Source organism: Providencia sp. PROV150, assembly GCF_028481025.1.
GTDB lineage: Bacteria > Pseudomonadota > Gammaproteobacteria > Enterobacterales > Enterobacteriaceae > Providencia > Providencia hangzhouensis.
The window spans coordinates 109521-123903 of record NZ_JAMPPJ010000007.1; the positions used below are offsets into that span (position 1 = coordinate 109521).

Below are 14383 nucleotides of genomic sequence, written 5' to 3' on the forward strand. Positions count from 1 at the left end.
ATATGAGAAAAACCATTTTTCTGCAATCGGTTATTTTACTGTTTGGACTACTAATGAGTAGCGCAATACAGGCGAAGACAGATAACCCCGAATTGCGTATTGCAACACCGTGGCCAGCACAAAATACTATTATTATGATGCTAGGTTACGGTGAGCAAATTGTCGGCACATCGATGATCGCGAAAAAAATTCCATTATTTCGCCAAATGTTACCCAATATTGATGATGTTCCAGTGATCAGTATTAGCAATCAATTAAACCCAGAACAAATCATTTCATTACGTACGGAGTTACTGTTCATTGCTAAAGGAATGGAAGTCCCACAACGTGATTTATTAGAAAATGCAGGGATGAAACTGGTTGAATACCCAGCGAATTCATTAAAATCGTTACAAGAAAGGGTTCAAGCCACAGCAAAAGAGCTGGGCCCTGATGCGCAAAGTAAAGCTATTGAATATCAACGCTATTTTGACCGTAATATCGTATTAGTTAATGAACGACTAAAAGGGCTCACTGATGCAGAAAAACGGACGGTATACCACAGTATGGGGAACGTGTTATTTACGTCTGGCCGCCCATCATTAAATCAAGATTGGATGGATTTAGCAGGGGCGAAAAACGTGGCAGAAACCTGGTTTTCTGACAAAAAAAATAACTCTGGTGAAGTCTTGTTAGAAACCATTATTAGCGCAAACCCTGATGTGATTGTGGCGATGAATAAAGAAGATGCTAATATCATACGAACATCTTCCCAATGGAAGGCAATGAGCGCAGTAAAAAACCAACAGGTGTATGTAAACCCAAAAGGGATGTTTTGGTGGTGCCGTGAAACTTCAGAAGAGGCCTTACAATTTCTTTGGTTAGCACAAACTCTTTACCCAGAGCGCTTTGTGGATATCGATATGCAACAAGAAACGGCTGATTTCTATCTGAAATTCTTTGGTATTTCATTGAGCGATGCGCAAATCGATAATATTTTGCATCCATAAAATAAAACTGCCAGCGAGGCTGGCAGCCTGTTATTTATTGATGACGCTCTTTTAAACGTTTGATTATCGTGCTTAAATCCAGCTCTTGGTCTTGTAGTAAGACTAATAAGTGGTACATCAAATCCGCGGCTTCGTTAGTCAATTCAGCGCGGTCATTAACGGTTGCCGCCAGAGCGGTTTCAACACCTTCTTCACCCACTTTTTGAGCAATACGTTTAGTACCGCTAGCATATAAACGCGCGGTATAGGAGCTTTCAGGAGAAGCGGTTTTGCGCTCTTTGAGTAACGTTTCTAACTCAAATAAAAAGCCCCAGTCACTTTGTGCGGGCGCGAAGCAGCTTTGTGTACCGTTATGGCAAGTTGGGCCATCCGGCAGTGCGAGAGCCAGTAGCGTATCACTGTCACAATCAGGGTAGATATCCACCAAATTTAGAAAATGATTGGAGGTTTCGCCTTTCGTCCACAAACGTTGTTTTGTACGAGAAAAAAAAGTGACTTTACGGCTGTCTAAGGTGACTTGCAATGCTTCTGGGTTCATATACCCAAGCATTAGCACGTCACCTGAAACGGCGTGTTGTACGATAACAGGCATCAGGTTATCGACTTTTTGCCATGCAAGTTGGCTGCATTGTTCTGTGGTTAACATACTCTAATTTGAACTCCGTTTTCGGCTAGGTATTGTTTTAAGTCACCGATATTAATAATTTGTTTATGAAATACAGAAGCGGCTAAAGCACCATCAACACCTGCGTCAGTGAAGGCATCAAGAAAATGCACTTTTTCACCTGCGCCGCCAGAGGCAATCAAGGGCACTTGGCAGACGTCACGGACTTTTTTGAGTTGTTGTAGATCATACCCTTGGCGTACACCATCTTGGTTCATCATATTTAACACAATTTCACCCGCGCCACGTTGTTGTACTTCTTTTACCCAATCAAGGGTTTTCCACGTGGTTTGTGTGGTACGTTTTTCATCGCCAGTAAATTGGTAAACGAGATATTCACCTGAGCTATCATCGAACCAAGTGTCAATACCGACAACGATACATTGTACGCCAAAGCGTTCAGCTAAACGGCTGATTAATGTAGGGTCGGATAATGCCGGGGAGTTGATGGAAATTTTATCTGCACCAAAAGACAGAATTTGCGCGGCATCGTCAACGCTTTTAATCCCACCTGCAACACAAAAAGGAATATCAATCACTTCGGCGACTTTGGCAACCCAGCTTTTGTCTACCACTCGGCCATCAGAAGAGGCGGTAATATCATAAAACACCAGCTCGTCAGCGCCTTCTTGGGCGTAGCGTTGTGCTAATGGAACAATATCACCGATGATCTCGTGATTACGAAATTGGACACCTTTAACCACTTGCCCATCACGGACGTCTAAGCAAGGAATTATGCGTTTTGCCAACATTTTATTGCCTCCGCAACGGTGAATTTACCTTCTAATAATGCACGACCAACAATCACGCCAGCTGCACCAGATGGTGGAATAGCCGCAATATCATCTAAATCGCCAATTCCCCCTGATGCCTGAAAGGCAATATCAGGGAATTTTTGGCTAATTTCTTGGTATAAATTCACATTAGAACCCGCCAATGTTCCATCTTTGGAAATATCAGTACAAAGGACGTGTTTTAAGCCATAAGGGCGATATATTTCAATGGCTTGCTCTAAAGTTAAATTTGAATTCTCCTGCCAGCCGCTGATGGCAATTTCTTTTACGCCTTTGTCATTAATTCGTACATCTAACGCAAGTACAATGGCTTCCCCACCATAGGTTTCAAACCATGTTTTAACCAATTCAGGTTTGGTCACCGCAGTTGAGCCAATGACAACACGAGCCGCTCCGGCTTCCAGTAAGGCTTTAACATCTTCTTCGGTACGAATACCACCACCAACTTGTACGGGAACACTCACGCCAGCTAATAATTTTTTGAGCAGTGGAATTTGGCGTTTTTGCGGGTCTTTCGCACCCGTTAAATCCACGAGGTGCAATAGTTTTGCCCCTTCTTTTTCATATTGCTGCAAACGTGGGAGTGGGTCATTGCCATAATCAGTTTGTTTGGCGTAATCCCCTTGATGCAATCGCACCACAGTGCCATCGATTAAATCTAATGCGGGAATGATCATGGTAATTACATCTCCAAAAAGTTTTGAATCAAACGTGAACCTGCTGCGCCAGAACGTTCTGGATGAAATTGGACACCATAGAAGTTATCGCAATTCACGGCACTGCTAAACGGATTGCCATATTGCGTTTGCGCGATGGTATTGCTGGAAATAGGCATCGAATAACTGTGTACAAAATAGAAATAGGCATTATCAGGGATATCCCTAAACAAGGGGTTTCCTGCTAAGGCTTTGACTTGGTTCCAACCGCTATGAGGAACTGGAAGTCCATTGGCATCCATTTTTTGTACAGGGCTATCAATTAACCCCAGTAGTGGCACTGTAGATTGGCCTTCTTCACTAAAAGAGCCGAGTAGCTGCATGCCTAAACAGATACCTAACACCGGTTGGGTAAGTGCTTTGATTAACGGAACTAATTCACGTTCAGTGAGCTTTTCCATGGCTGCGCTAGCAGTACCAACCCCCGGCAAAAAGACTTTGTCAGCTTGTAAAATAGTATTGGTATCACGGCTCACCACAGGGTTATAGCCTAGGCGTTTCACCGCATAAGCCACGGAGGCTAAATTTGCACAGCCGGTATCAAGGATGACAACGTTCATTACAGAACCCCTTTCGAGCTAGGTAACGTATCCCCTTCAACACGAATTGCTTGGCGCAATGTGCGGCCGAAAACTTTAAACAAACTTTCGGCTTTGTGGTGATCGTTTTTCCCTTTGGTTTTCAGGTGTAATGTGCAACCCATGGCATAGGAAAGTGAGCTAAAGAAGTGCTCAATCATTTCTGTGCTTAAGTCACCGACGCGTTGGTATTTAAACTCGGCCTTGTATTCAAGGTGCGGGCGACCTGAAATATCCAGTGCACAGCGCGCTTGGCATTCATCCATTGGCAGAACGAAACCAAAACGTGCGATACCGCGTTTATCACCCAGCGCCACTTTCAGTGCTTCACCTAGTGCAAGACCAGTGTCTTCAACCGTGTGGTGGTCATCGATAAATAAATCGCCATTCACTTCAATGTTTAATCGGAAACCGCCGTGAGTCGCGATTTGGTCTAACATGTGGTCAAAGAAGCCTACGCCAGTGCTAATTTTGCTGCCGCCTTCTTGGTCCAGCCACACTTCAACTTGGATATTGGTTTCTTTTGTTACACGCTTCACCAGTGCATGGCGGTTGCGTTTGGTTAATTGCTGGGTGATAGCTTCCCAGTCAAGTTCAGCTGGGTTATAACGTAACCCTTTGATACCCATATTTTTAGCTAATTGAATATCTGTTTCACGGTCACCAATCACATAGCTGTTTTCGCTGTCTAATACGTTGCTGTCTAAATAGCGCTCAACTAACTGCAATTTAGGTTTACGGCAAGCGCAGTTATCTTCGGGCTTATGTGGGCAAATTAACACTTCATCAAATTTAACGCCTTGGGACTCAAATACCTGCATCATTAAATTATGAGGGGGTTCGAAATCTGCTGTTGGAAAGCTATCGGTGCCTAAGCCGTCTTGATTGGTTATCATCACTAAACGGTAATTGGCTTTTTGCAGAGCAAGTAAGCTAGGAATAACTGCTTTTTCAAAGGCGAGTTTACTTAAACTATCAACTTGAAAGTCAGTTGGCGGCTCGGTAATTAATGTTCCATCACGGTCGATAAATAAAATTTTCTGGCTCATGAATCATTCCTAATTAGCAAAGTGCTGCAATAGCTTCAATAACACGGGTATTTTCTATTTCTGTCCCAATAGTAATACGCAGGCAATTAATGAGACCGGGTTGTTTACTTTGGTCACGTAAAATAATGCCTTGGTCCCACAGGGCTTTAAAGACTTTATTTCCATCAGTGAAACGCACCAAAATATAGTTGGTTTCACTTGGATAAACATGTTCAACCACTGATAAGTCGCGTAGCGCTTCACGAAGTGCAATACGGTTTTCTGTTACCGTTTCTACACGGCTTTTCATCGTCTCGATACCTTGGGGCTCAAGGGCTTGAGCTGCAATCATCGCAACAGGGGTTGATAACGGGTAAGGGGCGATAACCTTTAATAGCACTTCAATCACTTCAGGGGATGCTAAAGTAAAACCACAACGTAAACCTGCTAATGCAAAGGCTTTGGATAAGGTTCTTAAAATTACCAAGTTTGGGTATTGTGCTAACCAGTTTGCCACACTGTATTGTGGGCAGAACTCAATATAGGCTTCATCGACAACGACTAATGCACGGCCTGCAGCCATATCTAGCACTTCGCGTAAATCTTTATTGTCGATGATATTGCCTGTTGGGTTATTCGGGCTGCAAATATAAATCAGTTTGGTATTGGATAGATTTTCACGGATCGCGTTAACGTTTAATGCCCAGTCTGGCAACGCCATGATTTTCTTTTGTTCAACACCAAAGGTTTCTGCACTGACGCTGTACATGCCATAGGTTGGCGGGCAAAACATCACCGCATCTTTCCCCGGCTCACAAAATGCGCGGATTAACAACTCGATGGACTCATCGGCCCCACGGCAAACGAGCACTTGTTCTGGTTTAACTTTGGCATAAGCTGCATAGTTATTGATCACCGCAACCGGTTGGCATTCAGGATAACGGTTAAGGTTGCGTTCACTGAATTGGTAATCAGGTGCAATTGGGTATTCATTGGCATTGAGCCAAACGTCGCCATTTCCCCCTAAACGTCGTGCAGACATATAAGGCGTCATGGTTTTAACATTTTCACGTGCAAGACTGGCGGCATTAAATGGTTGGCTCATGACTTACTCCTGATTTTGTTTTTTTAGTTCGTTAACGCGTAAGGTAACGGCATTTTTGTGAGCGGTGAGTTGCTCTGCTTGCGCTAAAGTTTCGATGGTGTTGGCTAAGCCTAATAAGCCTTGCTGCGACAGTTTTTGCACCGTCATTCGCTTCATAAAGTCAGCGAGGCCAAGGCTTGAATAGGTTGCAGTATACCCGTAAGTGGGTAATACGTGATTTGTGCCTGAAGCGTAGTCTCCTGCAGATTCGGGTGACCAGTCTCCGACAAACACGGAACCTGCGCTAGTGATAGAATCGACTAGGTCATCGGCATTGCGTGTTTGTAAAATCAAGTGCTCAGGTCCATAGCGATTGCTAATTTCAACGCATTGTTCGATCGAATCAGCAATAATGACACGGCTGGCGCTCAATGCTTCTCGAGCAATTTCTGCACGTGAAAGTTGCGCTAATTGTTTTTCTGTTTCTTCGATCACGCGTTGGGCAAAGTTTTCATCATCAGTTAATAAAATAACTTGTGAATCAGGGCCATGCTCTGCTTGAGATAGCAAATCAGATGCGGTAAATGCTGGGTTTGCACCGTTATCAGCAATGACTAACACTTCGGAAGGCCCCGCAGGCATGTCAATAGCGGCTCCATCATGGCTTTGACTCACTTGGCGTTTTGCTTCAGTGACATAGGCATTACCGGGGCCAAAAATTTTATCAACTGCAGGAATACTTTGGGTACCAAATGCCATTGCAGCAATCGCTTGCGCACCGCCTACTTGGAAAATATCACTGATGCCACACAGTTTCGCAGCATACAAAATTTCATCGGCAATAGGTGGGGGCGAACACAAAATAATTTTGCGACAGCCTGCGATATTCGCAGGGGTTCCCAACATCATGACCGTTGATAACAAGGGAGCAGACCCTCCCGGAATATATAAACCGACCGCATCTATTGGGCGTGTGACTTGTTGGCACACGACGCCTGCCTGTGTTTCTACTGTAATCGGAGTGGGTTTTTGGGCTTCGTGAAAACGACGAATGTTACCAATGGCGGTTTTCATTGCTGTTTTGATTTCATCACCAAGACGAGCCTCTGCCGCGTCAACAGCATTTGCAGGTACACGCACTGTTTCGATTTCAGTTTTATCGAAACGACGGCTCAGTGCTTTGAGAGCGATATCGCCCTCGTTACGGACTTGGTCAATAATTTGGCTAACCGCAGTACTAATGCTACCAGAAGCCGCTATTGCGGGGCGCATTAATAAAGCGCTTTGTTGCTCTTGGTTACAAGCCGACCAGCGAACAGGTTGGTTAAATCCCATTTTCATGACGGCTTACTCCATCATTTTTTCAATTGGCAGGACAAGAATAGAGCTTGCACCTAAAGCTTTGAGTTTTTCCATGGTTTCCCAGAACAGCGTTTCTGAGCTCACCATGTGCATCGCCACACGGCTTTGTTCGCCTGCTAACGGTAGAATTGTTGGGCGTTCAGCGCCCGGCAGCAAGGCAATGATCTCTTCCAGTGTTTCACTTGGCGCGTGCAACATGATGTATTTGGATTCACGTGCTTGAATAACACCTTGGATACGGGTCATCATGCGGTCAATAAGCTGTTGTTTTTCCGGCGACATCTCGCCATCACGTTGAATTAAACAGGCTTTAGAGCGATAAATAACTTCCACTTCTTTTAGACCGTTTGCTTCAAGTGTTGCACCTGTAGAGACGAGGTCACAGATAGCGTCGGAAAGGCCAGCACGCGGGGCAACTTCGACTGAACCATTTAACAAGCATGATTTAAATTGAATGCCTTTTTGGTCGAAATAGCGTTTTAACAAGTGAGGGTAGGAAGTTGCAACGCGTGAGCCATTTAAGCACTCAGCACCAGTATAGTTGAAATCTAATGGGGCAGCGAGAGATAAGCGGCACCCACCGAAATCAAGACGACGCAGGGTTTTATACTGCGGGTTTTCCCCTTGAGCACGGCGGTTTAATAACTCTTCTTCAAGAACGTTTTCACCGATGATCCCTAAGTCAACGACACCGTCCATGACCAGCCCCGGAATATCGTCATCGCGAACGCGGAGTAAATCAATAGGCATATTTTCTGCATAAGCAATCAAACGTTGTTGTTGTAAATTGATTTTGATGCCACAGCGAGAAAGCAATTCTCTTGATTCTTCACTCAGACGGCCTGATTTTTGTATTGCAATACGTAAACGTGATTTATCCAACATGACTTTACCCTTATCCCTTTTAAAATTTTTTGTTTAGTAACTCTTTGTTCAAGAATAAAAAAACCCTCGGAAGATTATCTTCCGAGGGTTCTCTCAATTCGCATTTCAGCCACCGGAAGATTCGTTGAACGTCTTCCAGCACACATCGCCCGAAAGACTAGTCAGGATGATGGTGGTGATGATGGTTGCGTGAAATACGATTCATAATGTCTTCCGTTCTGTTATTTAAGTGAATGACTAAACATTCATTGTGCTAACTAAATACTCATTGGTATTCAACCTATCCGATTTCCCCCTATGAATGCAACCTTTTTTTAAAAAATAACCAATAATAATTAGTTGATGCGCTTTTATAGTGATAAATCCCTCAGAAATTGTATTCGGAAGTTTTATGGTTTTCAGCTACTCTGTGATTAATTTCAGTCAGTTGAACGATTGGGGAGTTTTCATATGAAAAAAGTCACTGTCATCGGGTTAGGGTGGGTTGGGTTACCGCTCGCCCAAGCCTTATTGTCTCAAGGCATTCATGTGGTTGGAACTAAAACGACACCAGATGGTATTGAAGCCGCTCAAGCGGTTGGAATTGAGTGTTATGCATTGAAATTAACCCCAGAACTTGAATGTGATGACGACGATTTAGCGCAGTTGATGGAACAAAGTGATGCTATCGTTATCTTGCTTCCGCCCTCTAAAATTAATACCGAATACTATGTGATGGCGATTGAAACACTGGTGAATAGCGCAATAGCCTTTCAGGTGCCTAAAGTTATTTTCACGTCATCTACTGCGGTTTATGGGGAACAAAATGGTGAAATGACCGAAAACAGCCCATTGGATGGGGTAACTGAATCAGCTAAAGCCTTGGTGGCGACAGAACAGTGGTTGCATCAGTTACCGAACATATCGGTGGATATTCTGCGATTAGCGGGATTAGTCGGTGAAAAACGCCATGCAGGGCGTTTTTTAGCGGGGAAAACCGGGGTGAAGGGGGCAAACCAACCTGTGAATATGGTGCATCAAGATGATGTGATTGCCGCCATTTTATTATTGCTCCAGCAACCGCAAGGGGGACATATTTATAACCTCTGTGCGCCAGTCCACCCAACACGAGCCGAATTTTATACTCATGCAGCACAATCTATCGGGTTAACCCCGCCTCAATTTATTGAAGAGAAGAATACGTTAGTGGGGAAAACCATTAACGGTAATAGAATTTGCCAAGAACTCGGGTTTGAATACCAGTACCCAAACCCAAGTTTGATGAATATGACCCTGTGATTATTTAATCGGGATCATGACAATTTTTTGGAACGCAGGGCGTGTGGTCAGTTGCTGGTACCAGCGTTCCAAATTGTTAAATTCGGGGCGTTCAGTGACAATTTCATGCCAAGGGTAAAATAGTGGTGCGATAGCAATGTCAGCGATACCAAATTTATCACCACTGAAATAGGCTTGGTTAGCTAATGCATTATCAGCAATGGTTAGTAACCGATTGATATTGCCATAAATAATTTTAGCTTGTTCTGGGTCTCTATCCGCTTCTGGGACACGAACAATTTTGTTCATCATCTGTTTAATGTGGTCGAATAAATTAGCACCACTCCAATCCATCCATTTATCTGCGGCAGCTCGTTCTTGTAGGTCTTGTGCGAGCAATAAGTGAGAATGATCAAACTTTTCCGTAAGGTAACGTAAAATCGCATTCGATTCCCACAGCGCAAAGTCATCATCCTGTAGAGTTGGAATTGTGCTGTTTGGATTCATTTTTATATATTCAGGTGTATCTAGCCCACCAAATGGGCCACCCACATCTTTTTGATTGTAAGCGATATTTAATTCTTCTAAGCACCAAAGTACTTTTTTGACATTGGAAGAGTTGACGCGTCCCCAAACAGTTAACATGGCAGTCTCCTAAATTGATTTTTTGGCATCGACCATGGTTAAGATAGATTAAATTTACTCAGAGGCAAATGTTTATTTGTTATCAGTGGCCTCAGTGAAATTAAAGTCTTATATTAGGTCTAGTTATCAAATTTTGTCACAGCGATGGGTTCTCGTTTAGTGATGTTGAGTCAATGACAGTAATTTAAATGTGTAGAATTAAGTGAAGGAATAACCGATGAGTAAGAAAATGTTGTCTTTAAAAACCCGCCGAGCTGGTATTGGGTTGAGTCTTTTGGTTGCCGTAAGTACCAGTGCTTATGCGGCGCAGACACCGGTTGCTCCTCAAGTCGATGCAAAAGCGTTTGTTTTGATGGATTATAATAGCGGCAAAATTTTAGCGTCTGGGAATCCAGATGAACGCTTAGATCCCGCAAGTTTAACAAAAATTATGACCAGCTATGTGATTGGGCAAGCGGTGAATGCGGGGAAAATTACCCCACAGGATATGGTTACGGTAGGTGAAGATGCATGGGCAACGGGAAACCCTGTTCTTAAAGGCTCTTCTTTGATGTTTTTAAAGCCAAAAGATCGTGTTTCCGTATTGGATTTAAATAAAGGGATTGTGATCCAGTCAGGGAATGATGCCAGTATTGCTCTTGCCGATTATGTTGCAGGTAGCCAAGACTCATTTGTGAGTTTAATGAATCAATACGTGCAAAAGATTGGTTTAAAGAATACCCATTTTAAAACCGTTCATGGCCTCGATTCAGAGGGGCAATATAGTACTGCACGGGATATGGCATTGTTAACCCAAGCAATGATCCGTGATGTTCCCGATGAATACGCACTGCACAAGGAAAAAGAATTTACCTTTAATAAAATTCGTCAACCAAACCGTAACCGTCTGTTATGGAACCAAAATTTAAAAGTGGATGGCGTAAAAACTGGGCACACGAGTGGAGCAGGCCATAACCTAGTCGCCTCTGCAACAGAAGGCGATATGCGTTTGATTTCAGTTGTGTTGGGAGCGCCAAGTGACCGTGTGCGTTTTTCTGAAAGCGAAAAATTACTCACTTGGGGTTTCCGTTTCTTTGAAACAGTCACGCCAATTAAGGCAGATGCCACACTGAAAAAGCAGCGTGTCTGGTTTGGTGATACTTCAGAAGTTGATTTAGGGGTTGCCGATGATGTTTCAATTACGATTCCTAAAGGGCAATTGCAAAACTTGAAAGTGGATATTCAACTAACTAACGATTCACTTGAAGCGCCTCTTGCTAAAAACCAAGCGGTAGGAACGATTAACTTTATTCTGAATGATGAAATCGTCGAACAGCATCCTCTAGTTGCAAAAAGTGCCGTTGAGGAAGCTGGATTTTTCGGTCGTATTTGGGATTACATCATGAAAACGATTAGCGGCTGGTGGAGTGCCATTTTCGGTTAATAATGATTAAATGAAAATGATGTGAACAAAAAAATGCCTGCATTAGCAGGCATTTTTATAGAGACGATAGATAAACAAATGCTATTCGCAGTGAGCCAATTTAATCGCTAATCCCCCTTGGGATGTTTCACGATACTTAGCGTTAATATCTTTACCAGTTTCATACATGGTTTCAATGACTTTATCGAGGCAAACACGTGGGTCACTGACACGGCGTAATGCCATGCGTGCGGCATTTACGGCTTTAACGGAAGCAATGGCGTTACGTTCAATGCAAGGTACTTGAACTTGCCCTCCAACAGGGTCGCAGGTGAGACCTAAGTTATGCTCCATGGCAATTTCTGCTGCGATACACACTTGCTCAGGGCTACCGCCCATTAATTCGGCGAGCCCCGCAGCGGCCATCGAACAAGCAACACCCACTTCTCCTTGGCAGCCCACTTCGGCGCCGGAAATTGACGCATTCATTTTATATAATGCACCAATGACACCGGAAACTAGAAAATAACGGGTATAGGAATTTTCATTCACAGGGCGAATGAATTTGTCATAGTAAGCTAATACCGCAGGAATAATGCCACAGGCTCCATTCGTTGGTGCCGTTACAACACGACCACCCGCTGCATTTTCTTCGTTAACGGCAAGCGCATACATATTGATCCAATCAATGACGGCCATTGGGTCCATATTGGTGTTATCGGTTGTTACGAGTTGACGACGTAACGCTGCTGCTCGACGTGGCACACGTAATGGGCCTGGTAGTAAACCTTCGGTTGTCACTCCCCGTTCAATACCGGATTTCATGACATCCCATACGGACGAGAGATATTGCTGAATTTCTTCTTTACTGCGTAACGCTAATTCATTCTGCATCACGAGTGCGGAAAGTGATAACCCTGTGTCTTTACAATGTTTTTGCAGGTCGGCCGCATATTTAAATGGGTAAGGGACTTGAACTGCATTTTCGTCTGACTGGCCAAAATGTTCTTCATCGACAATAAAACCACCGCCGATAGAATAGTAATTTTTGCTGTAAATAACATCATCACCACTGAATGCCGTAATACTCATTCCATTTTCATGGAGGGGGAGATTGGTTGTATGAAAATTCATCCCCCCTTCAGTAGGGAAATCAACTTCATGTTGCCCTTGTGCAAGGGAGAGCCTTTCAGTTTGCTCAACATTACGCATAAAAGCAGGAATAGCGTCAATATCAATGGTATCCGGTAAGTTACCCGCAAGACCCATAATAATCGCCATATCCGTTGCATGGCCTTTACCCGTTAAAGATAGCGAACCATATACATCAACTGCAATTCGTGTTGTGCGAGAGAGTAATTTTTGCTGGATAAGGTCGTCAACAAACTGTTTGCCCGCTTTCATTGGGCCGACGGTATGGGAACTAGAAGGGCCGATGCCAATTTTGAAGATATCAAATACACTAATCATATTCAGTGCTTCCTTTTGTAGAAAGTCATTGAAATTAGGTAGCTTCCGTTGTTGGTCGCTACCTAGTGGCTTCAATTAGAAGAATAACTTATATGTTGCCGCAGAGATAGCGACCAGACCCATAATTACGATAAATACATTGCTGATTTTACCTGAGTATTTACGCATTGCTGGTACCTTGCTAATTGCATACATTGGCATTAAGAACAGTAAGATAGCGATAACTGGGCCACCGAGGCTTTCAATAATATCTAGCACACCTGGGTTCAATGTTGCCACTAACCAAGTTGTGACTAACATGAAGATTGCAGTACCGCGGTTTAACTTGCGAACATCAATTGTTTTACCTTTTGCACGGTAAGCACGTTCAACTAGGCCATTGAAACCTTCACGAGCACCTAAATAATGACCAAGGAAGGATTTAATAATTGCAATAAAGGCAATGATTGCAGCTGCATATTTAATGAATGGCTGGTCAAAATAGCCAGACAGGTAGTCAAGAATACTGATATTTTGTGCTTTAGCTTGTGCAAGATCCGCTGAAGATAAGGTAAAGACACAGCTTATCACGAAGAACATAACTGTCAGCACCATCAGAATGTGTGCAGAAGCAAGGATCCGTGAGCATTTTTGTTCAGCTGCATCACCGTATTCTTCACGTTTTGCAACGGAGAAAGCGGAGATAATTGGCGAGTGGTTAAATGCGAATACCATCACTGGGATTGTTAGCCAAATAGTGACCCAGATGCTTTGTCCGCCGGTATTTTTTGTTGCTTCAGTGATACCTTCCCAAGTTAATGTATTTAGTACATCACCAGACCAATGTGGGATCATATACAGTGAGAATGCAACCAGCACGGCGATAAATGGAAACACTAACATACTCATGACTTTTACGATGTATTTTTCACCGAATGCCACAATCGCCATCACTCCGCCTACAAGGATCAAGGCAAGTAACCAGCGTGGTGGTGCGCCAACGCCCAATAATTCGGTTAAGAATTTATTGACGTTATTGGTGATGGAAACACCATAAACAAGAAGAATAGGGTAAATAGCAAAGAAGTAGAGTAGGGTGATCCAGTTTCCTGCTGTGCGACCAAAATGTTCTTCTACAACTTCAGTGATATCACCGTCAGGTTTTGAACCAGAAAGAACGAAGCGTGTTAACCCACGGTGAGCAAAAAATGTCATTGGGAAGGCTAATACCAGCATCAGTAAAACAGGTAATAAACCACTCATACCTGCATTGATTGGCAAAAACAATACCCCAGCACCGATAGCTGTACCATATAAACCCAGCATCCATACTGTGTCAGTTTTGCGCCAAGCACTACTATTTACTGTTTGCGAGGCCGTTTTGTCGATGGAACCAACTTTTGTTGCATCCATAATAGTCTCCGAAAATATAAGTCAAAAAAATCATTTAGCGTAACTGCAAATGCGTTACGACCTTTTAATCTTTTGGTACGAACAATTACTCAATAACAATTGTTTTCTTTTGCGTAA

Annotated in this window: 14 protein-coding genes and 1 other annotated feature; of the genes, 3 read left to right on the top strand and 11 right to left on the bottom strand. The window is 43.4% G+C overall.

Going from position 1 to position 14383, the window contains the following annotated elements; all coding sequences use genetic code 11:
- The first annotated feature begins 14 nt into the window (after window positions 1–14).
- On the top strand, window positions 15–989 hold the full coding sequence (locus PSE83_RS07215; RefSeq protein ID WP_423810794.1) for an ABC transporter substrate-binding protein: 975 nt from the start codon (window positions 15–17) through the stop codon (window positions 987–989).
- A 34-nt stretch (window positions 990–1023) separates the two neighbouring features.
- On the opposite strand, the gene hisIE is transcribed toward PSE83_RS07215, so the two are convergent.
- From hisIE to hisG, 8 genes are read right to left on the bottom strand one after another with little or no spacing between them, the layout of a single operon-like run.
- A complete protein-coding gene (hisIE, locus tag PSE83_RS07220; RefSeq protein ID WP_004256466.1) occupies window positions 1024–1635 on the bottom strand; it encodes a bifunctional phosphoribosyl-AMP cyclohydrolase/phosphoribosyl-ATP diphosphatase HisIE in 612 nt (203 codons plus the stop codon).
- The gene (gene hisF / locus PSE83_RS07225) at window positions 1629–2405 is read right to left on the bottom strand and encodes an imidazole glycerol phosphate synthase subunit HisF (protein ID WP_004256465.1); all 777 of its coding nucleotides are present in this window, start codon (window positions 2403–2405) and stop codon (window positions 1629–1631) included. Before hisF ends, hisIE begins: the two co-directional genes overlap by 7 nt.
- Complete coding sequence (gene hisA, locus PSE83_RS07230) at window positions 2387–3124, bottom strand: 1-(5-phosphoribosyl)-5-[(5-phosphoribosylamino)methylideneamino]imidazole-4-carboxamide isomerase (protein WP_004256464.1); 738 nt, start codon at window positions 3122–3124, stop codon at window positions 2387–2389. The genes hisF and hisA overlap by 19 nt, the downstream gene beginning before the upstream one ends.
- Window positions 3125–3129: 5 nt before the next feature.
- Complete coding sequence (gene hisH, locus PSE83_RS07235; RefSeq protein WP_004256463.1) at window positions 3130–3723, bottom strand: imidazole glycerol phosphate synthase subunit HisH; 594 nt, start codon at window positions 3721–3723, stop codon at window positions 3130–3132.
- Entirely contained in the window at window positions 3723–4790 is a 1068-nt protein-coding gene (gene hisB, locus PSE83_RS07240) for a bifunctional histidinol-phosphatase/imidazoleglycerol-phosphate dehydratase HisB (protein WP_004256459.1), read from the bottom strand. Before hisB ends, hisH begins: the two co-directional genes overlap by 1 nt.
- 13 nt (window positions 4791–4803) lie before the next feature.
- Entirely contained in the window at window positions 4804–5874 is a 1071-nt protein-coding gene (gene hisC / locus PSE83_RS07245) for a histidinol-phosphate transaminase (RefSeq protein WP_004256456.1), read from the bottom strand.
- A gap of 3 nt (window positions 5875–5877) precedes the next feature.
- On the bottom strand, window positions 5878–7194 hold the full coding sequence (gene hisD / locus PSE83_RS07250; protein WP_004256453.1) for a histidinol dehydrogenase: 1317 nt from the start codon (window positions 7192–7194) through the stop codon (window positions 5878–5880).
- A 6-nt stretch (window positions 7195–7200) separates the two neighbouring features.
- On the bottom strand, window positions 7201–8100 hold the full coding sequence (gene hisG, locus PSE83_RS07255; protein ID WP_004256451.1) for an ATP phosphoribosyltransferase: 900 nt from the start codon (window positions 8098–8100) through the stop codon (window positions 7201–7203).
- 54 nt (window positions 8101–8154) lie between these two features.
- Window positions 8155–8282 (bottom strand) — a sequence feature (His leader region).
- A gap of 268 nt (window positions 8283–8550) precedes the next feature.
- On the opposite strand from hisG, the gene PSE83_RS07260 reads away from it, so the two are divergent.
- Window positions 8551–9378, top strand: coding sequence for an SDR family oxidoreductase (locus PSE83_RS07260; protein WP_004256449.1), 828 nt, complete (start codon window positions 8551–8553; stop codon window positions 9376–9378).
- On the opposite strand, the gene PSE83_RS07265 is transcribed toward PSE83_RS07260, so the two are convergent.
- The gene (locus PSE83_RS07265) at window positions 9379–10002 is read right to left on the bottom strand and encodes a glutathione S-transferase family protein (RefSeq protein ID WP_004256447.1); all 624 of its coding nucleotides are present in this window, start codon (window positions 10000–10002) and stop codon (window positions 9379–9381) included.
- Window positions 10003–10219: 217 nt separating this feature from the next.
- Here PSE83_RS07265 and PSE83_RS07270 point away from each other — a divergent pair, with 217 nt between their 5' ends.
- Window positions 10220–11425 (top strand): serine hydrolase, encoded by a 1206-nt coding sequence (locus PSE83_RS07270; RefSeq protein WP_094960653.1) that lies wholly within the window; start codon window positions 10220–10222, stop codon window positions 11423–11425.
- An 81-nt stretch (window positions 11426–11506) separates the two neighbouring features.
- Here PSE83_RS07270 and PSE83_RS07275 read toward each other — a convergent pair whose 3' ends face one another.
- Both PSE83_RS07275 and PSE83_RS07280 read right to left on the bottom strand, forming a co-directional pair.
- A complete protein-coding gene (locus tag PSE83_RS07275; RefSeq protein ID WP_036957923.1) occupies window positions 11507–12874 on the bottom strand; it encodes an L-serine ammonia-lyase in 1368 nt (455 codons plus the stop codon).
- A 75-nt stretch (window positions 12875–12949) separates the two neighbouring features.
- Window positions 12950–14266, bottom strand: a complete 1317-nt coding sequence (locus tag PSE83_RS07280; protein WP_004256437.1) for a serine/threonine transporter — start codon at window positions 14264–14266, stop codon at window positions 12950–12952.
- Window positions 14267–14383: the final 117 nt, after the last annotated feature.